This window comes from Paraburkholderia sp. JHI869 (assembly GCF_038900775.1).
In the GTDB taxonomy this organism is placed as follows: Bacteria; Pseudomonadota; Gammaproteobacteria; order Burkholderiales; family Burkholderiaceae; genus Paraburkholderia.
The window spans coordinates 1-24726 of record NZ_JAYMSC010000027.1 but is presented as its reverse complement, the minus strand read 5'-3'; the positions used below and the strand labels follow the sequence as shown (position 1 = coordinate 24726).

Here is a 24726-nt window from a genome sequence, read left to right as displayed (position 1 = left end):
GCGCTAACCGCGCCCTGAGCCGACGTTGGCGCCGTTCGCCCCCTTGGCGCCTTCGGGCCCCGCCGCGACATCGGGCGGCACGCCGAGCAACTGCAGCGTGCCGGCCGTCACGCCCGAGAACACCGGCCCCGCGACCGTGCCGCCATAGAACGCCTTGCCCGCCGGATCGTCGATCATCACCGCGACGATCACGCGCGGCGCGCTCATCGGCGCCATGCCGACGAAGAGCGCGCGATAGCGGTTCTTCGCGTAGCCCGCGCCGATCTGCTTGCGCGCGGTGCCTGTCTTGCCGCCCACCCGGTAGCCATCCACGTTGGCGGCGCGCCCCGTGCCGCCGTCGCTCGTCGCCATTTCCAGCATGTTGCGCATGGCGGCGGCCGTGGCCGGCGTCGTGACCGCGCGCGCCTCCAACGCTGTCGAACTGCCCGCGCCGCCTGGCGCATCGTGCAGCAGCGTGACGGGATGCAGCGTGCCGTCGCCGGCGTAGGCCGTGTAGATCTGCGCCATCTGCAGGAGCGAAGTGGAAAGGCCGTAGCCGTACGCCATCGTCGCCTGTTCGATCGGGCGCCAGCGCGCCCACGGCCGCACGCGGCCAGGCGCCACGCCGGGGAACGTGACGCCGGGCTTCTGCCCGAGCCCGTACTCCTGATACTTGTCCCAGATTGTTTGCGCGGGAAGGTTCAGCGCGAGCTTGGCGAGCGCGATGTTGCTCGACTTCTGGATCGCTTCGGCCACGGTCATGCGGCCGTGATTCGAGGTGTCGTGGATCGTGGCGGGGCCGATGCGGTACGTGCCCGGCGAGGTGTCGATGATCGTGTTCGCGTTGACCCGGCGCAGGTCCATCGCGAGCGAAACGACCACGGGCTTGATGGTCGAGCCGGGCTCGAACGTGTCGACCACGGCGCGGTTGCGCAACTGCTTGCCCGTGAGCCGCGTGCGGTCGTTGGGGTCGAACGACGGCCAGTTCGCGAGCGCGAGGATCTCGCCGTTTTGCGCATCGAGCACGACGACGCTGCCCGCTTCCGCATGATTCTTCGCCACGGCGGCCTTGAGCTGCGTGTACGCGAGTTGCTGCACGCGGCGGTCGATGGTGAGCTGCACGGTGTCGCCGTTGCGCGGCTGCACGCGCTCGCTCGGCTCGGAAACGACGCGCCCGAGCCGGTCGCGGATCACCTCGCGCTGGCCAGGCGTGCCGCGCAGGCGCGCGTTTGCGGCAAGCTCCACGCCCTCCTGGCCGGCGTCTTCGATGTCGGTGAAGCCCACCACGTGCGCGGCCGATTCGCCTTCGGGGTAATAGCGCTTCGAGTCGGCGATCAGGGTGATGCCGCCCGTACCCATTTCGTCGATGTGCGCGGCGGTTTCGGCGTCCACCTGGCGCTTGAGCAGCACGAAGGAGCGGTCGCCGGCCACGCGCCGGTCCAGTTCCGCGAGCGGCATGTCGAGCAGACGCGCGAGCGGCGCGTGCGCGGCGGCGTCGAGCAGGCGCGGATTCGCCCAGACTTCGAAGGTCGCGAGGCTCACGGCCAGCAGCGCGCCGTTGCGATCGACGATGCGCCCGCGCATGGCGTCGAGTTCCAGCGTGCGCTGGTAGCGCTTTTGGCCCTGCTTCACGTAAAAGCCGTGATTGGCGATTTGAATCCAGAACGCGCGCCCGGCCAGCGCCGCGAAGGCCGCGAAGGTGATGAACACGACGAACTTCGAGCGCCACGCGGGCAGGCGCGGCGCGAGCATCGGGTGACGGGTCGCGGCCGCGTGCGGGTCGCGCGGCGGTTTCCTGGAACGGATCATCGGCAAGGCGGGGTGGCTTGACAGAATTATATTGTAAACATAATGTAATTTAATTGAAATGAAAGGTGCGCCCAGCCGCGAGGCAATTGGGCGCGCGTTGCGCGCTGTCATGCGGCGCGTGCGGTTCAGGGGGACGGGCGGGGCACCAAGCGAACCGGGCCGCGATTGCGGCCCGGCGGGAGAGAGACACCGGCGGCGAAGCAGCGCCGCGGTGCGAAGGCGAGGTTAAGCGTGCGCGGGCAAGCGGAAGCTCGCGATCGACTCGCGCAGGACCGTCACCTGATCCTTGAGCGAATGCGCGGCGGCGGCGGCCTCTTCCACGAGCGCCGCATTCTGCTGCGTCACCTGATCCATCTCGCCCACGGCGCGGTTGACCTGCTCGATGCCTGCGCTCTGCTCGCGCGACGCGTTGCTGATCTCTTCGAGGATCTCGTGCACGCGCCGCACCGACTGCACGATCTCGGTCATCGTCGAGCCCGCGTTGGTCACGAGATGCTGGCCTTCGGTCACGGTGCCGGTCGACTTTTCGATCAGCGCCTTGATCTCCTTGGCGGCGGTGGCGGAGCGCTGCGCGAGGCTGCGCACTTCGGCGGCCACCACGGCGAAGCCGCGGCCCTGTTCGCCCGCGCGCGCCGCTTCCACGGCCGCGTTCAAGGCGAGGATGTTGGTCTGGAACGCAATGCCGTCGATCACGCCGATGATGTCGCCGATCTGCTGCGAGCTCGTCGTGATGTCGCCCATGGTGCGCACCACGTCGTCGACCACGGCGCTGCCGCGCGTGGCGACATCGGCAGCCTGGCTCGCGAGCGACGCCGCATGCTGGGCGCTATCCGCGCTCTGGCGTACGTTCGCCGTCATCTGATCCATGCTCGACGCGGTCTGCACGAGCGCCGCCGCCTGTTCCTCGGTGCGCTGCGAGAGATCCGTGTTGCCCGCTGCGATCTCGTTTGCGCCCACGTTGATGTTTTCCGCGCCGCTGCGCACGCGCGAGACGGTTTGCACGAGCGCCGTCTGCATCGTTGCGAGCGCACGCATCAGGCTGCTCTCATTCGTGCCCTGAACCTGCAGGCGCAGGGTGAGGTCGCCCTCGGCGATGCGGTTGGCTGCGTCCACCGCGCCCTCCAGCTCGCCGCCGATGCTGCTGCGCACGCTGCGCACCACGAGCACCATCACGCTGCTGGCGGCGGCGCCCAGCAGGAAGGTCACGCCGAGCCAGCGCAGCAGGCTGCCGTAGAACTCGGCGCGCACGTCGTCCATGTACATGCCCGTCACGATCACCCAGTCCCACGGCACGAAGCGGTGGCCGAAGCTCAGCTTGGGAACCGGCTCGCTATGGCCGGGCTTGGCCCAGAGGTAGTCGAGGAAGCCGCCATTCGGGCCGCTCGCGGCGTTCACGAGCCCGGTGAACACGTGGGTGCCCGCCGGGTCGGTGAAGTCGCTGAGATTCTTGCCGTCGAGCTCGGGCTTGATCGGGTGCATCAGCATGACCGACTGCGAGTTGTTGATGCTCAGATAACCGTCGGTGCCGTAACGGATCGAGCCGATCACGGTGAGCGCCTGCTTCTGCGCTTCGGCTTCGGGCATGACGTTGCGCTGCGAGAGGCCGTAGTAGTAGTTCGCGATGCTCGTCGCTTCGTCAACGAGTGTCGTGAGCTGCGCGCGCCGTTCGCGGATCATCGACTCGCGGCTTTGCCAGGCGCCAAAGGCGACGATCAGCAGCAGGCCGATCCAGAGGATCGCGATCATCGAGCGGAGCTTTTTGTTGAGGGTCATGTTTTGCATGGTCGGTCGGGTATTTCACAGGGCTGGAGCGGTACGACTGGCGATACGTTGCCGCCAGAGTGTGTTTACGGCCTACGCAAACGTGCGCGAGACCCAGGGGGAACCCTGCTTAGGCAGCTTTTCTTCATACAAAACAAAGACCTTTGACATAGCGCATATGACGCCGCGCTGAAACACCCGCGAACGCGCCGATAAAAGCCACAAATTTCACTGTATTTCCATGATTTGCCACTCTTTGTGGTGATCGACTGCGGATAGGAATCATTTCCGATATAGTCGCGACTTTGCCCCCGGCCGGCCTGGCTTCGAGGCCTGCGATGACGCCGGGATGAAGGACCTTTCCCAACGATGCGACGCACACGGCGCAGCCCCGGCTGCCGCCCTCATGACGTCCACTGGAGTAACAAGAATGAACGCACGCGAACCCGCTCTGGTCCCCGCCGCTCTTGCCACATCGCGCAGCGCGCGGCTGCGCCAGATGCTGACCAGCAACGAACTCGAATTCCTGATGGAAGCGCACAACGGCCTTTCCGCACGCATTGCGCGCGAGGCGGGCTTCAAGGCGATCTGGGGCTCGGGCCTTTCGATCTCCGCGCAGTTCGGCGTGCGCGACAACAACGAGGCGAGCTGGACCCAGGTGGTCGACAACCTCGAGTTCATGGCCGACGCGAGCGACCTGCCCATCCTGCTCGACGGCGACACCGGCTACGGCAACTTCAACAACGTGCGCCGTCTCGTGCGCAAGCTGGAGCAGCGCGGCATCGCGGGCGTGTGTATCGAAGACAAGGTGTTCCCGAAGACCAACAGCTTCATCGGCGGCGAAGCGCAGCCGCTCGCCGATATCGACGAATTCTGCGGCAAGATCAAGGCGGGCAAGGACTCGCAGACCGACGAGCACTTCTCGATCGTCGCGCGTGTCGAGGCGCTGATCGCAGGCTGGGGCATGGACGAAGCGCTCAAGCGCGCCGAAGCCTATCGTCAGGCCGGCGCTGACGCGATCCTCATCCACAGCAAGCTTTCGAAAGCGGACGAGATCCTCACGTTCGCGCGCGAATGGGCGGGTCGCGGCCCGCTCGTGATCGTGCCGACCAAGTACTACAGCACGCCGACCGACGTCTTCCGCAAAGCGGGCATCAGCACGGTGATCTGGGCGAACCATCAGATCCGTGCCGCGGTTTCGGCCATGCAAGCCGTTACGAAGACGATTTACGAAACGCAGACGCTCGTCGACGTCGAAGACCGCATTGCTACGGTCAACGAAATTTTCCGCCTGCAGGACGCCGACGAATACTCGGAAGCCGAAGACCGCTACCTCTCCGCTACCTCGCGCGGCGCGGGCTCGGCGATCGTGCTGGCCGCGACCCGCGGCTCGGGCCTCGACGCCTACACGGAAGACAAGCCCAAGGTCATGCTGCCGGTTGCGGGCAAGCCGCTCCTGCGCTGGCTCGTCGATGCGTTCAAGAAGCAGTCGGTCAACGACATCACCGTGGTGGGCGGCTACAAGGCCGAAGCCATCGACACGGCGGGCATCAAGCTCGTGCGCAACGAACGTTACGCACAGACGAACGAACTCGCTTCGCTCGCGTGCGCGGTTGGCGCGCTCGACAACGACACGGTGATCTCGTACGGCGACCTCGTGTTCCGCAGCTATATCCTGCGCGATCTCGTGGAAAGCGAAGCGGACTTCAGCGTGGTGGTGGATTCGTCGCCTGAGTCGGAGAACAGCAGCACGCGCGACTTCGCATGGTGCTCGGCCGCCGACGATCGCGATCTGTTCGGCAACAAGGTGTTCCTCGAGCGCGTGGCGAGCGAGCCGGCCGCGAACGGCGCGGCTGCGCACGGCCGCTGGATCGGTCTCGTGAACGTGCGTGGCGCCGGCCGCGCGAAGCTCGCGAAGAAGCTCGCGCAACTGCAAACGCGCGCTGACTTCGACACGCTCGACATGCCCGCGCTGCTCAACGCGCTGATCGCGGACGGCGAGAAGATCGAAGTGCAATACGTGCACGGCCACTGGCGCGGCGTGAACGATCTCGAAGACTTCCGTCGCGCTGGCGACTTCGCTCATGCGCAAACGCCGCTGGGCGCGGAGGGCCAGGCATGATCGAAGCCGCACAGTTTGTCGAAGCGGCGCGCTCGCGCGGCTTCGAGTGGTACGCGGGCGTGCCGTGCTCGTACCTCACGCCGTTCATCAACTATGTGCTGCAAGACGACTCGCTGCACTACGTGAGCGCGGCCAACGAAGGCGACGCGGTCGCGGTGATCGCGGGCGTGGCGCTCGCGGGCAAGCGCGGCATCACGATGATGCAGAACTCGGGCCTCGGCAATGCCGTGAGCCCGCTCACCTCGCTTACGTGGACGTTCCGTCTGCCGCAACTGCTGATCGTGACATGGCGCGGCCAGCCGGGCGTGCCCGACGAGCCGCAGCACGCGCTGATGGGCCCGGTTACGCCGCAGATGCTGGAAACGATGGATATTCCGTGGGAGACGTTTCCCACCGAAGCCGACCAGATTGCGGCGGCGCTCGATCGCGCCATCAAACACATGGACGAAACGGGCCGCCCGTATGCGCTCGTCATGCAGAAGGGCAGCGTGGCGCCGTACGAACTCAAGGGCGGCGGCGCGATGCCCGCAAAGCACGCGCTGCCCATAGCGCAGACAAAGTGGACCGGACGGACTCCTGAGCAACTGCCAACGCGCCAGCAGGCGCTAGAGCGTGTGATCTCCGCGACGCCTGCCGAGTCGACGGTCGTCGTTGCCTCGACAGGTTTTTGCGGCCGTGAACTCTACGCATTGGACGACCGCTCGAACCAGCTCTACATGGTGGGCTCGATGGGCTGCGTTACGCCGTTCGCGCTCGGCCTCGCACTTGCGCGGCCCGACTTGAACGTGGTCGCGCTCGACGGTGACGGCGCCGCGCTCATGCGCATGGGCGTGTTCGCCACGCTCGGCGCCTATGGCCCGGCGAACCTCACGCACGTGCTGCTCGACAACGGCGCGCACGATTCGACCGGCGGCCAGGCCACCGTGTCGGGGCAGGTGTCGTTCGCGAACGTGGCAGCCGCGTGCGGTTACGCCGACGCCGCGGAAGGCGACGATCTCGCCACACTCGACAGCGTGCTCGCCGCCGCGCGCGAACGCGCGAAGGGCGCTTCGGGTGTCGAAGGCACACGCTTCGTACGACTGACGATTCGCCGCGGCACGCCCGATGGCCTGCCGCGCCCCACGATCACGCCGCCCGATGTGAAGACGCGTTTGATGCGCCACATCGGCGCGCTCGCTGAATAAGGAACTACCGATGCTGCTGCTCAATCCCGGCCCCGTCACGCTGACCGAACGCGTGCGCAAGAGCCTCCTCCAGGAAGACCTGTGCCATCGCGAAAGCGAGTTCTTCGACGTGCAGGAAGAGGCGCGCACGCGTCTGGTGGGCGTCTACGATCTCGACCCGGCGCAATGGCAGGCCGTGCTCATGACGGGTTCCGGTACGGCTGCCGTCGAAAGCATGATCGCTACGCTCATGCCCGCGAACGGCAAGCTGCTGATCGTCGAAAACGGCGTGTATGGCGAGCGCATCACTGCGATCGCGAAGCAGTACGGCATCGCGCATGAGGTCGTCAAACACGACTGGATGCAAGCGCCGGACCTCGCGCGCATTACGTCCGCGCTCGACGCCGACAAGTCGATCACGCACGTTGCGATCATCCATCACGAAACCACGACGGGGCGCCTGAACGATCTGCGCGCGCTGGGCGAAGCGTGCCGCGCGCGCGGTGTGCAAATGCTGGTGGACGGCGTGAGCAGCTTCGGTTCGGAAGCCATCGACTTCGGCGACGCGAGCATCGCGGCGGTGGCCGCGACGGCGAACAAGTGCCTGCACGGCGTGCCGGGCGCGGCCTTCGTGGTGGTGCGCCGCGCAGCGCTCGCGCAGGCTCACAGCCGCACGTACTACCTCGACCTCAAGCGCCTTGCCACGCTGCAGGATCAGCGCAACACGCCGTTCACGCCTTCCGTGCACGCGTATTACGCGCTCGTCGAGGCGCTGCGCGAACTCGCCGACGAAGGCGGCTGGCAGGCGCGTCACGCGCGCTACGCGGCGCTTTCGGAGCAGGTGCGCGCGGGGCTCGCCGCGCGCGGCATGGCGAGCGTGCTGCCGAAGGACGAATCGTCGGTGGTGCTGCGCGCGTTCCGCTTGCCTGCAGGCGTCGACTACCCGTTGCTGCATGACGCGCTCAAGGCGCGTGGCTTCGTGATCTATGCGGGGCAGGGCGGCTTGTCGGCGGAACTGTTCCGCATTTCGACGATGGGCGACATTCATGCCGCCGATGTCGAGCGCTTGCTGGCGGCGTTCGATGAAGTGACGCGCTAAGCGCGAGTACGACGGGCTTGCGTTTTCGCGCCCGTCCACGAAAAAGGCCTTGCAACGAGTGATCGTCGCAAGGCCTTATGTTTTATCAGGCGCGCTCGTGACAGCGGGTCAGTTCGCGGCGCGCTCGCGCGTGCCGATCGTGCTGGCCGCTTTCGTTGGCTTGCCCTGCTTCGCGGTCTTGCGCCGCGCGCGCGCTTTCTTGAGCCAGATGAGCACGCCGGTCACGCTGAGCATCGCCACGACAACGCCGGTAAAGCTGATGGCGATGCGTCCCGGCAACCCGGCGATGCGCCCCGAGTGCAGCGGAAACTGCGCCTGAATGAAGATGTCGCCTGCGCTGCCCTGGCCCGGAATCTGCCGGCCGACTACCTGGCCCGTGCGCGCGTTCATGATGAGCCAGGCATTGCCGAGGCCCGCGTCGCCGTGATCTTTGCCCGCCGCGTAGTAGCCCACGCCATACACGCCGGATGAAGGCAGCCCGAAGAGTCCGCCCGGCGGCGCCGCGATGCCTTCGCGGCGGCCCATGTCGGCGGCTTCGGCCACGATGCGCTCGCGCGCGGCCGTTGCTTCGGCAGGCGTGAGCGCCGGGCCCGGCGCGACGATGCGGAACGGGTCCGGCGCGAGCGTCGAGAACATCGACACCACGGGGCGCACGACCTGCGCGCCGAGGTTCATCGAAATGGACGTGACGGCCACCACGATCAGGAGCCCCCAGAGCCACACGCCGCCCGAGCGGTGCAGGTCGAACGTGAGCGCATAGCCGCCGCGCTTCACGCGAAAGGCGAGCGACTTGCGCCAGCTTTTCAGGTTCGGGAACGCAAGCACGATCGCGATGAAGCCGTCGAGAAGCCACACGATCCCCACCACGCCCATCGTCCAAACGCCGAAGTCGATGCCCATCTTCGTCGGCATGAACAGCGTGTAGTGGAGCTGATAGAGAAAGGGAATCAGATTCTGGCGCGCAAGCGATGCCTTGCCCCACATGCGCCGGCCTTGTTCTTCGCCCGTTACCGGGTCGAGCGCGACCTGGTTGAAGTCGAGTGCGTAAGGCGTCTGGCTTTTCGGATCGACGCGCGGCGCCACCTGCGCGATCCAGGTGTGGCCGGGCTCGACGGCAAGCGGCATGAAGGTCACGACCGCGTGCGGCTCTTCAGCCTCAAGGCGCTTCGCGAGTTCGAGCGCGGGCAGCGGCGTGCCCGGCGTCGCGCTACGGAAGAACGATGGATTGAGCAGCGCGTCGAGTTCGTGGTCCCACGCGATCACCGCGCCGGTGAGCCCCGCGAGGAACAGGAAGGCTGCGGTGCCAAGACCGAACCAGCGGTGCAGGCGCACCAGCAACGGTCTCATGCAAAACCTCGGCTCGCCGGCCGGCGCGCGGGGGCGAGCTCGATGACGATTGGGTTCACGGCGGGGCTCACGGCGATCTTGAAAAATACTGCAAATAGGAATCGTTTGCATTCTACGGATCGACCGTCGAAGGCGCAAGCTTTGCGAAAGGCGGAGATTTGGGGTCTGAAGAAGTGCGGCGTGCGCAGGAAGGGCCGCGGCGCTTGCGAACCGTCGTCGCGGGCGCCGCTATGGCCGTGAGACGCAATGCCCGGCTGCGGCGGCCGGGCGTGCCATCACACGGGGTCTTTGTCAGGCGGCCCCTCGGGTTGCTGCGGTTCGTCGTTGTGATGGCCCGGTGCCGGCGGGCTGAGCGGGTCGCGTTCGGGGTCCCGCGTCGGATCGGCGAGTGGATCGGGAAGCGGGTTCGTGTGCGAACAGATCATCGCGAGGTCCTCTTGCGCTAAAGCGTATGGACGCGCGTTCTGACTGGATGGTGCGCGTCAGCTTATAGCCTAGGCGATCGATTGCATGCTTGGCGCTCGCAATTGAACAATCGCTGCACGCGGGTGTGCGTCGGTGCGCGGGATTCAAAGCCCGTTGAGGTCGGCCGGCGTATCGACGTCGCGCAGAATGCCGGGGTCGTCGACCTCGATGCGCGTGAGCGGGTGCGAACTCAGCAGCGAGCGCGCGCCCGCGTCGCCATCGAGCGCGACGAGCGCCTCGCGATGCGGGTAGCCGAAGCCCACCGGATGCCCGCGCTGCCCGCGATAGAACGGCGCGACGAGCGGTGCCCCGCCGTCCAGCGCACGCGCCACGGCTTCGATCGATTCGACGGCAATGCAGGGCATGTCGGCCAGCGCGACGATCCAGCTTTCCGCTTCATGATCGGTTTCCACGCCGGCAGCCAGGCTCGCGCCCATGCCGCGCGCGGCGTCGGGCGCGAATACCACGTCACATCCCGCGTCGTTGAGCACATGGGCGAGCGTTTCCGCACCGGGGCGCACGACGGCGATGACTTTGGGTACGACGCGCAGCAGACGTTGCGCGGACTCGCGCGCGACGCACGTGCCTTCCGGGAGGGGAGCGAGGAGCTTGTTGCGCAGACCGTTGGGATCGAAGCGCGAACCGGTGCCGGCGGCGAGCAACACGCCGGTGGCGAAAGAAGCATAGGCCATGGGTGTGAACGCCCGCGAAGAGGGGGAGCAGTGATTGTGCGGCGCAAGCGCGCGTGAGGCAAGCCCCGCGCGCGGCATGTGCCTTGCTATGTGCTGCATTTGCCGATCGCTCATGCACTATGCGGGTGCAGGCGCTGCAATACGGCCCGCACAGTGCCGCGCCGTTTCAATCACGCAAGCGAATTCATCTGCGGAACGACCTTGTCGAGCGTGATCGGCAAATCGCGCACGCGCACGCCCGTGGCGTGATACACCGCGTTCGCAATGGCCGCCGGCACGCCCGTAATGCCGATCTCGCCGATGCCGCGCACGCCGAGCGGATTGAAGTGCAGATCGGGCTCGCCGACGAACAGCACATCCAGCTCGCCGATATCCGCGTTCACGGGCACGTGATATTCCGCGAGATTGTTGTTCGCAATGCGGCCCATGCGCGTGTCGAAGAGGCCTTCTTCGTGCAAGGCCGTACCCACGCCCCACACCATGCCGCCCATCAACTGGCTGCGCGCGGTCTTTTCGTTGAGCACGCGTCCCACGTCGTACGCACCGACGATGTGCGCCACACGTATCGTTCCGGTATCGGCATCGACGTGCACTTCGGCGAACACCGCGCCGAATGAGTGAAACGCATACTGCTGCTTTTCCGCGCCTGGCCTCGTCGCGATTTGCGCCTCGACCGGCTGGCCGCCCGCGCGAGCAATGACGGCGGCGGCCGGATCGCGGCGCGAGCTGTCGCTGCGGCTCACGACCCAGCCGTCCTGCACGGTCACGTCGTCGGCGGCGAGGCCGTAGACGGGCGAGCCGCGATCGGCGCGCGCGAGTGCGATGAGCTTGTCGCGCGCCGCTGTGCACGCGGCTTGCACGGCGGGCGAGACGCTGGCCGCCGACTGCGAGCCGCCCGAAACCGGCGCTTGCGGCAAAGTGGAGTCGCCTAGGGCAAAGCGGATGCGATTGGGCGGGAAGCCGAGCGCGTCGGCAGCGACCTGAGTCATCACCGTGTACGTGCCGGTGCCGATGTCCTGCGTGCCCGATGCAACCATCGCGTTGCCGTCGGGCAGGATGCGCGCCACGGCGGCGGCTTCGCTGCGATTCGCGGGGTACGTCGCGCTCGCCATGCCAAGGCCGACGAGCGTGCTGCCGTTGCGCATCGCGCGCGGCGTGGCGATGCGCCGCGACCAGTTGAAGCGCTGCGCGCCCGCCTCATAACATTGGCGCAGCGCCTTTGACGACCACGGCTTGCCGTCCTGCGGCTCGCTTTCGGCGTAGTTCTTCAGACGCAACGCAACCGGGTCCATCTTCAGTTGCCACGCGAGTTCGTCCATGGCCGATTCGAGCGCGAACGAACCCGTGGTTTCACCAGGCGCGCGCATGAAGGTCGGCGTGCCGACATTCAGGGGTACGACACGATGGCTCGTGCTGCAATTGGGCACCGCGTACATCATGCGCGTGACGAGGCCGCACATCTCTTGCCAGTCTTCGAACGTGGACGTGTGCGCGAGCGTGTCGTGGCGCAGGCCCGTGAGCGTGCCGTCCGTGCGCGCGGCAAGCGAGAGATGCTGCTCGGTGTGCGGGCGCGAGCCGACTGACCCGAACATCTGCGGACGCGCGAGCGCGAGGCGCACGGGGCGTCCCGTTTGCTTCGCGGCCATCGCGCACAGGCTCACATGCGACCACGACGACCCCTTGCAGCCGAAGCCGCCGCCGAGGAACGGCGAGATCACGCGCACATTGTCGGGTGCGATGCCGAATATGGCCGCTACGGCGTTGCGCGCGCCGCTCACGCCCTGGGTGGCGTCGTAGAGCGTGAGGTCGGGGCCGTCCCAGCGGGCCATCGTCGCGTGCGGCTCCATGGGGTTGTGGAACTGCGTGGGCGTGGTGTAGACGGCGTCGAGGTGCACCGCGCCTTCGTGCATGCCCGCTTCGACGTTGCCTCGCGTCGATTCGACCGGGCGGCCCATCGGGCTTGGCGGCGCGTGCGCGTCGGCCTTCGCACGATTGAAGTCGAGCGTGGCCTGGGTCGGCGCGTAGGCGATGTCGATGTGGCGTGCGGCGTCCGTCGCGTGTTCGAGCGTGTCGGCCACGACGACCGCGACGGGTTCGTTGCTGTAGCGCACGACGTTGTCCTGCAGCAGCGTGAGGTGCCGTCCCGCTGGCGGCTTGAGCGGCGAGCGCCCGCCGTTGGGCAGACGCATCGCGCTCTGGTACGTCATGACGAGCAGCACGCCGGGCATGGACTGCGCGCGGCTCGCGTCGATCGATGTGATGGTGCCGCTCGCAATCGTGCTCGTGACGAGCACGGCATGGGCGAGCCGCGTTTCGGGAAAATCGCTCGCGTAGAGCGCGCCACCCGTGACCTTGAGCATGCCGTCGATGCGGTCCATCGGTTGTCCGGTCAGCGTGCTCATGCGAAATCTCCGGTGTCTTTACCCTGTGTGCCAGCGGCGGCGAGCATCGTCGAGCGGATGATTGCGCGCTGCGCGAGGCCGACCTTGAAGGCGTTGCCACTCAGTGGCCTGGCCTGAGCGAGTTCAGCCGCGGCGGCCTCGCGTAGCGTCGACTCGCTGAGCGTTTTTCCTGCGAGATGCTGCTCAGCCACGCTCGCTCGCCAGGGCCGATGCGCGACGCCACCTAGCGCGATGCGCGCTGTGTGTATGCGGTGGCCGTCGAGTTGCAGCGCGCTCGCCACCGAAACGAGCGCGAATGCATAGCTCGCGCGGTCGCGCACCTTGAGGTAGTGCGCGTGCTCGCTGAACAACGGCGGCGGCAAGTCGACCGAGGTGATCAGTTCACCTGATTGAAGCGTCGTGTCGAGATCGGGCCGGTCGCCGGGCAAGCGATGAAATGTTGCGAACGGGATTGCGCGCGCGCCGCGCGGGCCGCTCACCTGCACGGTGGCGTCGAGTGCAGCGAGCGCGACGCTCATATCGGACGGATTCACGGCCACGCACTGCGCGCTCGCGCCGAGGATGGCGTGCATGCGGTTGAAGCCGCCAACCGCCGCGCAGCCGCTGCCGGGCGCGCGCTTGTTGCATTGGGTGAAGGCGGTGTCGTAGAAGTACGGACACCGCGTGCGTTGCATGAGATTGCCGCCCACGGTCGCCATGTTGCGCAGTTGCGGCGAAGCGCCGGCTAGCAACGCCTGCGAGAGCAGCGGATAACGCGTGCGCACGAGCGTGTGATTGGCCGCGTCGCTGTTGCGTACGAGCGCGCCGATGCGCAGACCGCCGTTGGGCAGCGCTTCGACTTGGTCGAGCGCTTCGATGCGCGTGATGTCGATGAGCGTCACCGGATGCGCGACGCCGCCTTTCATGAGATCGAGCAGATTCGTGCCGCCGCCGATGAAAACCGCACCGGGACGCTGCGCGGCGGCGATTGCGCCGCTCACGTCGGCGGCGCGCTGGTACGAAATGGCATCCATTTGCGTGCCTCCGTACTCAGGCGCCGGCCGTGTGCGCGTCGCGCACGGCGGCCACGATGTTGACATAGGCGCCGCAGCGGCAGATGTTGCCGCTCATGCGCTCGCGTATTTCGGCGTCGCTCAGTTGCGCGGGGCGTGTGCGCACGTCGGGCGTAGCGGCGCTTGCGGCGCCTGCCGCGAATTCGGAGAGGCATGCCGTTGCCGAACACAACTGGCCCGGCGTGCAGAAGCCGCACTGGAAAGCATCGCGCTCGATAAACGCGCGCTGCACGGGACTCAACGTGGCCGCGCCTGCGAGCCCTTCGACCGTGGTGATGCGCTGGCCTTCGTGCATCACCGCGAGCGTGAGGCAACTGTTGATGCGCCGTCCTTCCACGAGCACCGTGCATGCGCCGCACTGGCCGCGGTCGCAGCCCTTCTTCGTGCCGGTGAGGCCCGCGTAATCGCGCAACGCATCGAGCAGCGTGACACGCGGTTCGATATGCAACGCATATTCGCGGCCATTGATATCGAGCCGCACCGGTTGTGCGGGCGCGGGCGGCGGTGCTTCAGTTGCGGCGGTGGCGGGCGGCGCATTCTGTGCATGCAGATGAGGCGTTGCGCTCAACGCGGCGGCTGCCGCCGCCGATTGCAGGAAGCGGCGGCGAGTCAAGTCGGCGGGCGCGCGCGAGGGGGACGATTGGGAGGCGTCGTCGCAATCGCACGGCGCATCGAGGGGACGTTCGTTGGACATGGCGATCTGCGGACTCCAGGATGAAGACGGAACATAATCCGGGACTTCAGGCGCTGGCCGCGCGCGCTTACGCAGAGCTTCGTCGCGCGGCGGGGCGCCTCTTTCGTGAAGCAATTCCGATGCCGCGGCGGCTCGGCCGGGCATCGCAGAACTGCAAATTGCACTTCTCGAACACGAAAGTAAAGCGCTTACATGTGAATTTTTCGCTGCATATTGCTTGATGGCGCAACGCTGTCGCATGGCTGACGCCAGCCCGGCGCGAAGCTGGCGCAGTGGACAGAAATGCGATGCGGCAGGAGGGAAAAGCGTATTGAAAGATCCGCGCGGCGAGTTGCATCGCGCAACGCTACGCGCGATCCTCTTGAAGGTAACGATGCACGAAGGCGATCGCCATGCTGCCTTCGCCAACGGCCGAGGCCACGCGCTTGACCGGGCTCAGCCGCACGTCGCCGCAGGCAAAGATGCCGGGTACGCTCGATTCGAGCAGGTAGGGATCGCGTCTGTGCGACCAGCGCCCGGCTTTCACGGCATCGTCGCCGGTCAGCACGTAACCGCGTTTGTCGCAGGCGATCTCCGGCGGCAGCCAGCCCGTTTCCGCGTCTGCGCCAATGAACACGAACAGGCCGCCGCACTCGCGGCGGTTCACGCTTTCGCTGGCCGTATTGCGCACGTCGATGGCGTCGAGATGCGTCTCCCCATACACACCGGTCACTTCGGAATTCAGTTCGACGCGCACATTCTCCTTTGCCTTCAGTTGTTCGACGAGATAGCGCGACATCTTGTTCTCGAGCGAATCGCCGCGCACGATGAGCGTCACGGCGCGCGCATGATTCGCGAAGTACAGCGCGGCCTGTCCCGACGAATTGCCGCCGCCTATCAGATACACATCGAGTCCGTGCGTGCCGCTGGCCTCGCTGCGCGCCGCGCCGTAGTAGATGCCTTTGCCGATGAAGCGGTCGAAGCCTTCGATCGCGAGACGCCGCCACGTCACACCCGTCGCGAGAATGAGCGTGTGCGCGCGCACCACGTCGCCGCCGTCGAGATGGACTTCGCGCGCGGCCGTATCGACGCGCGCGACGGCGCGCGTGACGAGGATCTCGGCGCCGAGCCGCCTTGCCTGCTGCAAGGCGCGGCTCGCGAGTTCGTCGCCGGAAATGCCGCCGGGAAAGCCCAGATAATTTTCGATGCGCGACGAGGTGCCGGCCTGGCCGCCCGGCGCTTCACGCTCCACCACGATGGTACGGAGTCCTTCTGATGCGCCGTAGACCGCGGCGGCGAGCCCGGCGGGCCCGCCGCCGATGATCAGCGTGTCGTATTGCGCGAGGCGCGGTTTGGTTTGCAGGCCGAGGCGCTCCGCGAGATCGCGCGGAGCGGGGCGGCTCAGCAGCGTGCCATCGGCGAGGCGCAAGGCGGGGCAGTCCTGCTCCCCGGGGCAGGGGCCGCTCCAGCGCGTTTTGAGTTCGGGCGCGTCGGGCGTGATCCACTCGCAGCTGATCTGGTTGCGCGCGAGGAACTGGCGCAGATTCGCGCAAGTCGCGTCCCAGCGCGCGCCAACGAGGGTGACGCGCGTTTTCGGCGGCTCCGCCGAAAGGCCCTGCAAGCCGCCTATGCGTTCGCGCGCGAGTGCGCCCATGCGCGTGGCGACTTCGGAGGAAGCGGCGGCGAGCGCGTAATAGTGTTGCGCGTCCACGCGCATGACGCGCGAGGGAATGGCCGCGCGATACGCGCCTGGAAACGGCGAGCTGAGCGCGAGCGGCACCTCGCCGAAGATCGTGCCGGGCAAGCGCCATCCGAGCGTGCGCTCGACGCCGTCGAACAGCTTCACGACTTCCATCTTGCCGGCGAGCACTGCGTACAGCGCACGCTCGCCGCCTTCGTGCACGGCGTATTCACCGGGAGACAGATGCAAATCGGCGGAGGTTTGGGCGAGGCGCTCGAGTTCGGCTTCGGGGAGCGTGGAGAAAAGCGGGACCGCGCGGATTTCGTCTGGGGTGAGCATGGCTTCGCAAGGTAGCGGGCAAGCAGGAAACGACGATGGGACAGCGGCGCGGGAACGTGCTTTCGTGTTGCGGCGTGGCCGCTTTTTATACGTCTCATGCAGTATAGGCGGCGCGCGTGCCGACGTTGGCCGAATCGTTGGCCGATTCAATCGACTGACGAATAGCGCGCAAGTGTCAATCTAGAGGATCGCTAACCATGTCGCCTGGGGCTAGCGCAGAGTCAGCGCCGCCACGGCCTCGCGCAGCCAAACGAGCGCCGGGTCTGCGTGATTGCGCGGATGCCATGCGGCATGCATCGAAAAGCCGCGTGCCTCGAACGGCAGGTCGAACAGGTCCACGCTGTCCCGGTAGCGCGCGATGAGCCGATAAGGCAGCGTCGCCACGTAGTCCGTGCGCGCCAGCACCTCGGGCACGAGCGTGAAGTGCTGCACCGAGTGCGCAACGCGGCGGCGTCGGCCAAGCGCTTCGAGATGCTCGTCCATGAAGCCGAAAAAGCTCGCGCCGCTGGTCGAAACGAGCACGTGCTCCAGTGCGCAATAGCTGTCCAGGTCGAATGCCGCGGCGCCACGCGGATGCCCCTTGCGTTGCGCGACGACGAAGCGTTCGTCGTAGAGCTTTCGTGCCTTGAGCGTTGGCGGCACCTGCTGCGTGGAGCCGAGCAGCAAGTCGATTTCTCCGCGTTCGAAGCGTTCCGCGAGCGAACCGGATTCAATGGCGATGAACGCGAGCTGCAGCCCTGGGCCGGCGAGGCGCGGCCACTCGATCATCAGCGGCAGGCCGAGCACGGCCACGCACTGGTCGCTCGCGGCGACCACGAAGCGCCGCGTGCCCGTGAGCGGATCGAAGGCCGGCTCGCGGCGCACCACCGTTTCGAGCGTCTTGAGCGCCGCATGCAGCGGCTCCATCAATTCGAGTGCGCGCGCCGTGGGCGTCATGCCGCGGCCGTTGGCAGCGGGAATGAGCAACGGGTCGTCGAAAAGCTGGCGCAGCCGCGCGAGCTGCGCCGAAACGGCCGGCTGCGTGAGATTCAGCCGCGCGGCGGCGCGCGTCACGTTCGACTCGGCGAGCAGGGCGTCGAGCGACACGAGCAGGTTCAGGTCGATGCCGGAGAGATCAATCACGATGATAGGTGGAATGTCGGCGATTGATTTCAAGAATACGTCCGGCTCGCCTAGAGTTCAATCCGTCAGATGAACCGTGAAACCCCTTCCCCGAGGAGAAGTCATGAAAGCCTGGATGCTCGATCAACCCGGCCAGCCGCTCGCGCTGCGCGAAACGCCCCAACCCGAGCCGCGCCGCGGCGCGTTGCTGGTGGGCGTGGAGGCCGTGCCGCTCCTGAGCTACACGCGCCAGTACGTGCAGGGCAAGCTGCCCTATGGTTACCCGCAGGGGCCGTTTTCGCCGGGGACCAACGGCATCGGCCGGGTGCTTGCGGTGGGCAAAGGCGTGTACGCCTATCGCGTAGGCCAGCGGGTGGCGCTGAGCCCCTATTGGATCGCCGACGAGGCGGTGCGCGAACCGGCCCAAGCGTTGCTCGGGCTTACCGCGATCAGCCCTGACAGTGGACCGATGCTCGTCGATTTCCCGCACGGCACGCTGCGCGAAGTGGTCGAGTTTCCGGCCTCGACGGTGTTCCCGCTGGACGGCCTCGATCACGTGCCCTCGGCGCAGCTCGCGGCGCTCGGCAAGCTCGTGGTGCCGTTCGGCGGCCTGCGGCGCGGCCGGCTCGCGGCAGGCGAAACCGTGGTGGTAAACGGCGCGGCCGGCGCGTTCGGCTCGGTAGCCGTGCTCGATGCGCTCGCCCTCGGCGCGGGCCGTGTGGTGGCGCTAGGGCGGCGCGCGGCCGCGCTGGCGCCGCTCGCGCAGCTTGGCGGCGGCCGCGTCGTGCCCGTGGCGCTCAGCGGCGAGATGGCGCGCGACGTGGAGGCCATCCGCGCCGCCGCGAACGGCGGCGCGGATCTCGCCTTCGACATGGTGGGCCACGCCACCGACCCGGGCGCGACGCTCGCCGCGCTGCGCAGCCTGCGCCGCAACGGCCGCATGGTGCTGATGGGCAGCATGGAGGTGGATTTGCCGATCAAGTATGGCGAGATGCTCATCAACTGCTGGGAGCTGATGGGCCACTTCATGTACAGCGGCGCTGACTATCGCGCGCTGATTGCGCTCGTGCAGTCGGGCCAGTTGCCGCTCGATGCGATCGAAGTGGAGCGCCATGCGTTCGATGCGCTGGAGAGCGCGATCGACGCGGCGGAAAAGGCGCAAGGTCTGACGTGCGTTGCGGTGTGCGCGTCGTAAAGCGCGGCGATCGCCTAGAAACCAATCGGCCCGCAAGCGCGATTGACGCTTGCGGGCCGATTTCGTTGCGAGTGCAACGAGTTTTAGTCGATGCCGTGGAACACGGCGTCGTCCGGGCCGAGGTAGGCGGGCGGACGCCACACCGCGTCGCGCATCGAATGCTGCACGAGATTCTCCACGCCCAGCAGCACCGCGAAGATCGCCATGCGCACCGGGATGCCGTTGTCGGTCTGGCGAAAGATCGCGAGGCGCGGATCGTGGTTCAGATCGGTCGAGAGATCGTTCGCGCCGGGGCGGCTGTCGCGTGGCAGCGGGTGCATCACGAGAGTTTCAGCGCTGCAGCACTCGTCCATCAGCGCCTGGTTGATCTGGAATTCGGGCGTGTAGCCTTCGAACGACTCGTCGGCGAAGCGCTCCTTCTGGATGCGCGTGGCGTACACCACGTCCGCGCCGCGCAGACCCGCGCGCAGGTCGTGCGTCTGCTCGACCACGTGGCCGTTGGTGGAGATCTTGTCGACGATGTATGCCGGCATTTCGAGCTGCGGCGGCGAGATGAGCGTGAACTTGATGCCGCGATACAGCGCGAGCAGCTTCACGAGCGAGTGCACCGTGCGGCCGTACTTGAGGTCGCCCACTAGCGCGATGTGCGCGCCGTCGACGATCTTGCCAAGGCGCGAGAACTCGCGCTGGATCGTGTAGAGATCGAGCAGCGCCTGGCTCGGATGCTCGCCGGGACCGTCGCCGCCATTGATCACGGGAATGTTCACGGCGCGCGCAAATTCCGCCACCGAGCCTTGATCAGGATGCCGAATCACCATCGCATCCACGTAGCCGGCCATCACGCGGCTCGTGTCGTAGATCGATTCGCCCTTGGCCATCGAGGAAAACGTGAAGCCGGTCGTGTCGCACACCGAACCGCCCAGGCGGCAGAACGCCGAGCCGAAGCTCACTCGCGTACGCGTGCTGGCTTCGAAGAACAGGTTGCCGAGCACCGCGCCTTCGAGCACGCGCGAGATTTTCCGGCGGCGCGCAATGGGCTGCATGATGTCGGCCACGCGGAACAACGCTTCGACGGAGTCGCGCGAGAACTGGTCCACGGAAAGCAGTTGCGGCTTGCCTTCGAACTGCATCTGGCTGGCGAGCGAACGCGAATCTACGCTTTGCGTATAGTCTTCGCGCGGCTCGCCGTTGCCGACGATTTCCGAAACGAAGCGCTCGACGATCTCCGGCATGGCGCGCGATTCCTGCGACTCCTCGGGCAGCAGCCATGTGTCGAGCGCACGACGCGACACGCCGATGCGGCTCGCAAATGCGTCGCGGGTCATATTCAGACGCCGCATGGCGTCACGGAGGAAGGCTTGTTGCGGAACGCTCATGCTGGCACCCGTGATTTCTGGTTAATGTACGCGGTGCGTATATTAGTTCGGCGGCGCGAGAAGTCAAGTTCTTTTGTCGGAAGTGTGCTCGAGGGGCGCTTGCGCACGGCTGCGACAACACAACGCAGCTAGCGGGAAGCGCGCGCACTGCCGGGGATTTCGCCCATTCAGGAAGGCTCTATCGCGCGCAGGACCGTGCGACAACGCGTCATGGATGCGGCGCGGCACCGCCGTTGCGCCTGCCGCGCGGGCGAATAAATTGAGATCGCCCTTTTTGCGACGCCACGATAATCGGCGGTTTGAATTTTTACAGGCCGGCGCCCGCCGGTCAGTGCAGCCGACGATGTCCGCTTTCCCTTCTCCCTTGCGCTCCCGCCGTGCGAGCGTGCGCCCCGCACGGTGCTCACGGAGCCGGCCATGAAACTGCCGTGGTCCAGTTCCGCCGGCGACCTGACCAGGGGCGACGTCCGCATCGTCACGCACGCGGCGGCGCGCCGCGCTGCGATCGCATCGGCATGCGTGGCGGCCGTGCTGGCGCTCGCCGGTGGCGTGGCGATCGGCCATTTTTCGCGCGCGCCCGCCGTTTCCGGTCCGGCCGGCGCGAATCAGCATCACTACGTGGTCGGAGAAATCGGGCGCATGGACGCCTCCATCGCGTTGCTCGATCCGCGCATCGAGCGGCTCACGGCGGAACTCGCGCAATTGCGCCAGTTCGACCAGCGGCTGCGCGCACAACCGGCCCGCGGCGCTGTGGCGGTGCCCGCGCCCGCGCGCTCGGGCGATGAAGGCAACGACAGCGACGGCGAGGGCGGGCCCGCGCTCGCGCCGCGACGCTGCGTGGAAGCGTCCGCCGCGCGCGCGAACGCCAAGGCCGTCAACGGCGCCATCGACTGCATGGCCGCGACGCTTTCCGCGCTCGAGCAGGCCACCGCCGAGCACGAGGCGGCGTGGGACGCGTTCCCAGGGCGCCGCCCGCTCGAAGGCGGCCGCAACGGTTCGCCGTTCGGCAATCGCATCGATCCGTTCACGCAGCGCCTGAGCTTTCATCCGGGCATGGACCTCGTTGCGCCGACCGGCACGCCCATCCTCGCCGCGGCGGGCGGCCGCGTGATCTTCGCGGGGCCGAAAGCAGGCTATGGCAATGCGGTCGAGATCGACCATGGCAACGGCTTCGTCACGCGTTACGGCCATGCGTCGAAGATCGATGTGCACGCAGGCCAGATCGTGCTGCCGCAGGAACATATCGCCGACGTGGGCTCGACCGGCCGCTCGACCGGCCCGCATCTGCACTTCGAAGTGCTCGTGCACGGGCAGCCCGTCAATCCCGCCGACTATCTCGCACTCTTCGCGACACCCGCCAATGGCTGATCCGCGACGCACCCAGCGCACGCATACGAATGCCGATCGCGCTTACGAACTGCAGCCGGTGCGCTCGCTTGCGTGGCGCGTGGGTGGCGCGACGCTATGGGCCGTGCTCGCCGCGACGGCCGGCGCCGGTATTACGGCGTGGCTGCTCAAGCCGCACAGCGCGCCGAGCTGTCCCGTGGTTGCGCCCGACGCCCTGAGCCGCGAGCTCAGCGACACGCAATTGCGGCTCGAACAGGAGCGCGCGGCGCGCGCCACGCTGCAAACCGTGGCGCAAGGCGCGCAGGCCACCATCGCGAAGCTGCAGGCCGAACTCGTGTTCCTGCGAAACCATGGCGCCGGTTCGCGCTGAGCCTCGAAGCGCGCCGCATCTCTTCATCGACATTCACACCACACGGTAGCTTTCCATGTTCAGCAGCAAGAAAAAGCCGCAATCCGGCATCGAGCAAACCAAGCTGGCGACGCTGATCGCGCAGGACATCACAATCACGGGCGACCTCGAATACGCGGACGGGCTGCGTCTCGACGGCCGCGTGCACGGCAACGTCTCCAGCAAGCAAGGCGCGAAAACGCTGCTCGTGCTGAGCGAGCGCGGCGCGATCGAGGGCAACGTGCACGGCTACGACATCGTGGTGAACGGGCGTATTCAGGGCGACGTGATCGCCGATCACTTCGTCGAATTGCAGGCGAACGCGCACGTGGTCGGCAACATCTACTACCAGCAACTGCAGATGGACTGCGGGGCCTCGGTGGACGGCAAGCTCACCAGGCGCGACCCAGGCGTTGCGCCGAGCCTGCTGCTCGATGCGCCCGAACTCGAGGTGCTGCCGCGTGAGTGAGCGCTGCATGCAGCCTGCTGGCGCGCGCCCGCAAATGCGTGATCTCGGTTACACTGCGCGACATGCCACGTCACCCCTTCCGTCACGATCTGCAGAATGTCACCGCCGCCACGCGCGCGGTGTCGTCGCTCGCGCAGGCCGCTTCGGTGTGGGTGAAAGCCAAAGCCAAAAAACAGCCGCTCATCTGACCGGAGTCTGCTGTTCCGTCAGATGTGCGATGGAACAGCCAGTCGAAGGCGCCCCGCCTTCCGCCTCACTCCCGGCTTGCTTCCCTCCTGCGCACCGCTGAACGGACCTTCCATACGGTCGAGTTCAAGGGAAAGTCATGTCTGAGTTTTCGGGTATCTGGATTCCGCTCATCACGCCGTTCAACGCCGGCGCAGTCGATCATGCCGCGCTCGATTCGCTCGTGCGCCACTACGTCGAGGCCGGCGTGGCCGGCTTCGTTGCGCTCGGCACGACCGGCGAGCCCGCCGCGCTGAGCGACGAAGAAGCCGACGACGTGCTCGCCACCGTGCTGGCGTCTGCGGGAGGCCTGCCGGTCGTGGCGGGCGTGAGCGGCAATCACACGGCGGCGGTGTGCGAGCGCATTGCGGCGCTCAACGAGCGGCCCATTGCGGGCGTGCTGGCGGCTGCGCCTTACTACATCCGTCCTTCGCAGGCGGGGGTGATCGGCCACTTCGCGGCACTCGCCGATGCGAGCCGCAGGCCTCTGCTCATTTACGACATTCCTGCGCGCACGGGCGTGCACATCGAACTGCCGAGCCTGCTCGAACTCGCCGCGCACGAGCGCATCGTCGCGGTGAAGGACTGCGGCGGCTCGCTCGACAAGACGCTCGCACTGATCCTCGACGGCCGTTTGCAGGTGCTCTGCGGCGAGGACATAGAGATGTTCGGTGCGATGTGCGCGGGCGCGAGCGGGGCGATTGCGGCGTCGGCGCATTGGCGGCCGGAGCGTTTCGTGGGGATGGCGCGCGCGTTGCAGGAAGGGCGTCTCGCCGATGCGCGCGCGATCTGGCACACGCTCGTGCCGCTCGTGCGCGCGGCGTTCGCGGAGCCGAATCCGGGCCCGGTGAAGGCGGGGCTGGCCGCGTGCGGGCTGATCAGCAATGAACTGCGCGCGCCGATGACGCGTGTAAGCGGTGAACTCGAGGAGGCGCTGGCGCGGCTCGTGGTTTGACGTTGCCCGTGCAGGGCAGGGCGTGGCGCGGCGAGGCGCCGGGGGATGACGTGCGGCGTGTGCCGCCGCGAGCGCGCCGCACGAAAGCGGCGCTTCTAGCGCGCCACGCGGGCGTTCACGGCGCTGGATGCGCGACGGCGGCGCGTGCGCGGGCGTTCAACTGCGGCGGGTTCGCCGTTCAGCAGAATGCGGCGGCCTGGCACGTGTTGCGCAACGAGGCGGGCGATGTCGAGCGCCGTGCTTTCGGCGGGCACGACCTGGCGGCGGGCGCTGTCGTCGAGCGGCGTCGTCCATTCGACGAGCCGGTAGGCGCGGCCCCACGGATGCTGGAGCGGCGTGGAGACCCGGCACGACGCGACCGTCGAGGCCGCGCCATCTCGCAGCAGGGACTGCAGGTGCACTAGCACATCGTCTTCAACCATGACCTCGCTCCTTCCCAGGCTTGCCGCATAAAAAAACGCCGCCGATGTTCCGGCGGCTCAACAGGGGTTGAGCCTATGGTTGCAGCAAAGAATTAAACCAACCTTAAGAGGGCGGCATGGGCGATGTTTGCCCGAGTGAGCCAATAGATGTGACGGAGCGGGCCCAGTGTGGGCGTGCGTCGCTTCAGAAAGACGGGGCGGGTGGAGCAGCCGGCCCGGTTCGGCCGGCGCAAAGACAAGCTGACAGGCCGCGATTAGTGCGGCTTCGAGCCATTTTGCCGCAGCGTCGCCCGCGTCTTGCGCGCGGCGAACAGCGGCACATAGTCCTGGATGCGCGCTTGCGCTCGATATTCGTTGAGCGTGTCGGCGTAGATGCGCGCGACCGTTTCCTCCGGCGTGTTGGTTTCTTCGGCGATGGTATGGACGATCTCGGCAGCATCGGCGGTCTTCGGCATGACTTGGCTCCGGTCAGCGAGGAGGGGTTGGCGGGCAGGGTTTGAATTCAAGGATATCCCGGCGCGGGATACCAATTGAATCCGCCTATCGAGCAAAATCGCCGCGGCTCAGTAGAAAGCGTGACCTTGTCTGAAGTTTGACGCCCGTTCGTGCGAGCCCCGTGTTTTCAGGGCTTCCAGCGAAAAGCGGCCACGGCGAGGCAGAATGC

At 67.0% G+C, this 24726-nt stretch carries 21 protein-coding genes and 1 pseudogene; 9 read left to right on the top strand and 13 right to left on the bottom strand.

Features of this window, described 5'->3' with window-relative positions:
* Positions 1-3: 3 nt before the first annotated feature.
* Positions 4-1788 carry a penicillin-binding protein 2 gene (locus VSR72_RS32960; RefSeq protein ID WP_342956450.1) on the bottom strand — a complete coding sequence of 595 codons (1785 nt, stop codon included), beginning with the start codon at positions 1786-1788 and terminating at the stop codon, positions 4-6.
* A 225-nt stretch (positions 1789-2013) separates the two neighbouring features.
* Positions 2014-3561: a methyl-accepting chemotaxis protein gene (locus VSR72_RS32955; RefSeq protein WP_342956449.1), complete on the bottom strand. Its 1548-nt coding sequence runs from the start codon at positions 3559-3561 to the stop codon at positions 2014-2016.
* A 418-nt stretch (positions 3562-3979) separates the two neighbouring features.
* Here VSR72_RS32955 and aepX point away from each other — a divergent pair, with 418 nt between their 5' ends.
* From aepX to VSR72_RS32940, 3 genes are read left to right on the top strand one after another with little or no spacing between them, the layout of a single operon-like run.
* On the top strand, positions 3980-5671 hold the full coding sequence (gene aepX, locus VSR72_RS32950) for a phosphoenolpyruvate mutase (protein ID WP_342956448.1): 1692 nt from the start codon (positions 3980-3982) through the stop codon (positions 5669-5671).
* Positions 5668-6855, top strand: coding sequence for a phosphonopyruvate decarboxylase (gene aepY / locus VSR72_RS32945; protein WP_342956447.1), 1188 nt, complete (start codon positions 5668-5670; stop codon positions 6853-6855). Before aepX ends, aepY begins: the two co-directional genes overlap by 4 nt.
* Before the next feature lie 10 nt (positions 6856-6865).
* Complete coding sequence (locus VSR72_RS32940; protein ID WP_342956446.1) at positions 6866-7933, top strand: 2-aminoethylphosphonate aminotransferase; 1068 nt, start codon at positions 6866-6868, stop codon at positions 7931-7933.
* A gap of 108 nt (positions 7934-8041) precedes the next feature.
* Here the strand turns inward: VSR72_RS32940 and VSR72_RS32935 are convergent, their stop codons facing one another.
* The 8 genes from VSR72_RS32935 to VSR72_RS32900 form a co-directional block, all read right to left on the bottom strand.
* Positions 8042-9280, bottom strand: coding sequence for a PepSY-associated TM helix domain-containing protein (locus VSR72_RS32935; protein WP_342956445.1), 1239 nt, complete (start codon positions 9278-9280; stop codon positions 8042-8044).
* Positions 9281-9555: 275 nt separating this feature from the next.
* Positions 9556-9705 (bottom strand): hypothetical protein, encoded by a 150-nt coding sequence (locus VSR72_RS32930; protein ID WP_167337693.1) that lies wholly within the window; start codon positions 9703-9705, stop codon positions 9556-9558.
* A 144-nt stretch (positions 9706-9849) separates the two neighbouring features.
* The gene (locus VSR72_RS32925; RefSeq protein WP_342956444.1) at positions 9850-10437 is read right to left on the bottom strand and encodes a nucleotidyltransferase family protein; all 588 of its coding nucleotides are present in this window, start codon (positions 10435-10437) and stop codon (positions 9850-9852) included.
* Positions 10438-10607: 170 nt separating this feature from the next.
* Complete coding sequence (locus VSR72_RS32920) at positions 10608-12839, bottom strand: xanthine dehydrogenase family protein molybdopterin-binding subunit (RefSeq protein WP_342956443.1); 2232 nt, start codon at positions 12837-12839, stop codon at positions 10608-10610.
* Positions 12836-13852 carry a xanthine dehydrogenase family protein subunit M gene (locus tag VSR72_RS32915; protein WP_342956442.1) on the bottom strand — a complete coding sequence of 339 codons (1017 nt, stop codon included), beginning with the start codon at positions 13850-13852 and terminating at the stop codon, positions 12836-12838. The genes VSR72_RS32920 and VSR72_RS32915 overlap by 4 nt, the downstream gene beginning before the upstream one ends.
* Before the next feature lie 16 nt (positions 13853-13868).
* On the bottom strand, positions 13869-14585 hold the full coding sequence (locus tag VSR72_RS32910) for a 2Fe-2S iron-sulfur cluster-binding protein (RefSeq protein ID WP_342956441.1): 717 nt from the start codon (positions 14583-14585) through the stop codon (positions 13869-13871).
* Between the two features lie 346 nt (positions 14586-14931).
* Positions 14932-16584 carry an FAD-dependent oxidoreductase gene (locus tag VSR72_RS32905; protein WP_342956440.1) on the bottom strand — a complete coding sequence of 551 codons (1653 nt, stop codon included), beginning with the start codon at positions 16582-16584 and terminating at the stop codon, positions 14932-14934.
* Between the two features lie 210 nt (positions 16585-16794).
* A complete protein-coding gene (locus tag VSR72_RS32900) occupies positions 16795-17739 on the bottom strand; it encodes a LysR family transcriptional regulator (RefSeq protein ID WP_342956439.1) in 945 nt (314 codons plus the stop codon).
* Positions 17740-17809: 70 nt separating this feature from the next.
* Between VSR72_RS32900 and VSR72_RS32895 the strand changes: the two genes are divergently transcribed.
* Positions 17810-18880, top strand: coding sequence for a zinc-binding dehydrogenase (locus VSR72_RS32895; RefSeq protein ID WP_342956438.1), 1071 nt, complete (start codon positions 17810-17812; stop codon positions 18878-18880).
* A gap of 83 nt (positions 18881-18963) precedes the next feature.
* On the opposite strand, the gene VSR72_RS32890 is transcribed toward VSR72_RS32895, so the two are convergent.
* Complete coding sequence (locus tag VSR72_RS32890) at positions 18964-20256, bottom strand: aspartate carbamoyltransferase (RefSeq protein ID WP_342956437.1); 1293 nt, start codon at positions 20254-20256, stop codon at positions 18964-18966.
* A gap of 417 nt (positions 20257-20673) precedes the next feature.
* Here VSR72_RS32890 and VSR72_RS32885 point away from each other — a divergent pair, with 417 nt between their 5' ends.
* From VSR72_RS32885 to dapA, 5 genes are all read left to right on the top strand, one after another.
* Positions 20674-21624, top strand: a complete 951-nt coding sequence (locus VSR72_RS32885) for a M23 family metallopeptidase (RefSeq protein ID WP_342956436.1) — start codon at positions 20674-20676, stop codon at positions 21622-21624.
* On the top strand, positions 21617-21973 hold the full coding sequence (locus VSR72_RS32880) for a hypothetical protein (RefSeq protein WP_342956435.1): 357 nt from the start codon (positions 21617-21619) through the stop codon (positions 21971-21973). Before VSR72_RS32885 ends, VSR72_RS32880 begins: the two co-directional genes overlap by 8 nt.
* A gap of 55 nt (positions 21974-22028) precedes the next feature.
* A complete protein-coding gene (locus VSR72_RS32875; protein WP_342956434.1) occupies positions 22029-22460 on the top strand; it encodes a polymer-forming cytoskeletal protein in 432 nt (143 codons plus the stop codon).
* 62 nt (positions 22461-22522) lie between these two features.
* Positions 22523-22648, top strand: a complete 126-nt coding sequence (locus VSR72_RS32870; RefSeq protein ID WP_342956433.1) for a hypothetical protein — start codon at positions 22523-22525, stop codon at positions 22646-22648.
* Between the two features lie 137 nt (positions 22649-22785).
* A complete protein-coding gene (gene dapA / locus VSR72_RS32865) occupies positions 22786-23640 on the top strand; it encodes a 4-hydroxy-tetrahydrodipicolinate synthase (protein WP_342956432.1) in 855 nt (284 codons plus the stop codon).
* A 191-nt stretch (positions 23641-23831) separates the two neighbouring features.
* Here dapA and VSR72_RS32860 read toward each other — a convergent pair.
* Positions 23832-24062, bottom strand: a pseudogene (locus VSR72_RS32860) (DUF2866 domain-containing protein); the annotation flags it as partial.
* Between the two features lie 254 nt (positions 24063-24316).
* Positions 24317-24517, bottom strand: coding sequence for a DUF3562 domain-containing protein (locus VSR72_RS32855; protein ID WP_342956431.1), 201 nt, complete (start codon positions 24515-24517; stop codon positions 24317-24319).
* Positions 24518-24726: the final 209 nt, after the last annotated feature.

Excerpts from the sequence above, each read along its gene's own strand:
- dapA (WP_342956432.1), top strand. The coding sequence starts at position 22,786 with ATGTCTGAGTTTTCGGGTATCTGGATTCCGCTCATCACGCCGTTCAAC.
- VSR72_RS32880 (WP_342956435.1), top strand. The coding sequence starts at position 21,617 with ATGGCTGATCCGCGACGCACCCAGCGCACGCATACGAATGCCGATCGC.
- VSR72_RS32935 (WP_342956445.1), bottom strand. The coding sequence starts at position 9,280 with ATGAGACCGTTGCTGGTGCGCCTGCACCGCTGGTTCGGTCTTGGCACC.
- VSR72_RS32940 (WP_342956446.1), top strand. The coding sequence starts at position 6,866 with ATGCTGCTGCTCAATCCCGGCCCCGTCACGCTGACCGAACGCGTGCGC.
- VSR72_RS32910 (WP_342956441.1), bottom strand. The coding sequence starts at position 14,585 with ATGTCCAACGAACGTCCCCTCGATGCGCCGTGCGATTGCGACGACGCC.
- VSR72_RS32875 (WP_342956434.1), top strand. The coding sequence starts at position 22,029 with ATGTTCAGCAGCAAGAAAAAGCCGCAATCCGGCATCGAGCAAACCAAG.
- VSR72_RS32895 (WP_342956438.1), top strand. The coding sequence starts at position 17,810 with ATGAAAGCCTGGATGCTCGATCAACCCGGCCAGCCGCTCGCGCTGCGC.
- VSR72_RS32955 (WP_342956449.1), bottom strand. The coding sequence starts at position 3,561 with ATGACCCTCAACAAAAAGCTCCGCTCGATGATCGCGATCCTCTGGATC.
- VSR72_RS32915 (WP_342956442.1), bottom strand. The coding sequence starts at position 13,852 with ATGGATGCCATTTCGTACCAGCGCGCCGCCGACGTGAGCGGCGCAATC.
- VSR72_RS32905 (WP_342956440.1), bottom strand. The coding sequence starts at position 16,584 with ATGCTCACCCCAGACGAAATCCGCGCGGTCCCGCTTTTCTCCACGCTC.
- VSR72_RS32855 (WP_342956431.1), bottom strand. The coding sequence starts at position 24,517 with ATGCCGAAGACCGCCGATGCTGCCGAGATCGTCCATACCATCGCCGAA.
- VSR72_RS32920 (WP_342956443.1), bottom strand. The coding sequence starts at position 12,839 with ATGAGCACGCTGACCGGACAACCGATGGACCGCATCGACGGCATGCTC.
- aepX (WP_342956448.1), top strand. The coding sequence starts at position 3,980 with ATGAACGCACGCGAACCCGCTCTGGTCCCCGCCGCTCTTGCCACATCG.
- VSR72_RS32925 (WP_342956444.1), bottom strand. The coding sequence starts at position 10,437 with ATGGCCTATGCTTCTTTCGCCACCGGCGTGTTGCTCGCCGCCGGCACC.
- VSR72_RS32930 (WP_167337693.1), bottom strand. The coding sequence starts at position 9,705 with ATGATCTGTTCGCACACGAACCCGCTTCCCGATCCACTCGCCGATCCG.
- VSR72_RS32890 (WP_342956437.1), bottom strand. The coding sequence starts at position 20,256 with ATGAGCGTTCCGCAACAAGCCTTCCTCCGTGACGCCATGCGGCGTCTG.
- aepY (WP_342956447.1), top strand. The coding sequence starts at position 5,668 with ATGATCGAAGCCGCACAGTTTGTCGAAGCGGCGCGCTCGCGCGGCTTC.
- VSR72_RS32885 (WP_342956436.1), top strand. The coding sequence starts at position 20,674 with ATGAAACTGCCGTGGTCCAGTTCCGCCGGCGACCTGACCAGGGGCGAC.
- VSR72_RS32960 (WP_342956450.1), bottom strand. The coding sequence starts at position 1,788 with ATGATCCGTTCCAGGAAACCGCCGCGCGACCCGCACGCGGCCGCGACC.
- VSR72_RS32870 (WP_342956433.1), top strand. The coding sequence starts at position 22,523 with ATGCCACGTCACCCCTTCCGTCACGATCTGCAGAATGTCACCGCCGCC.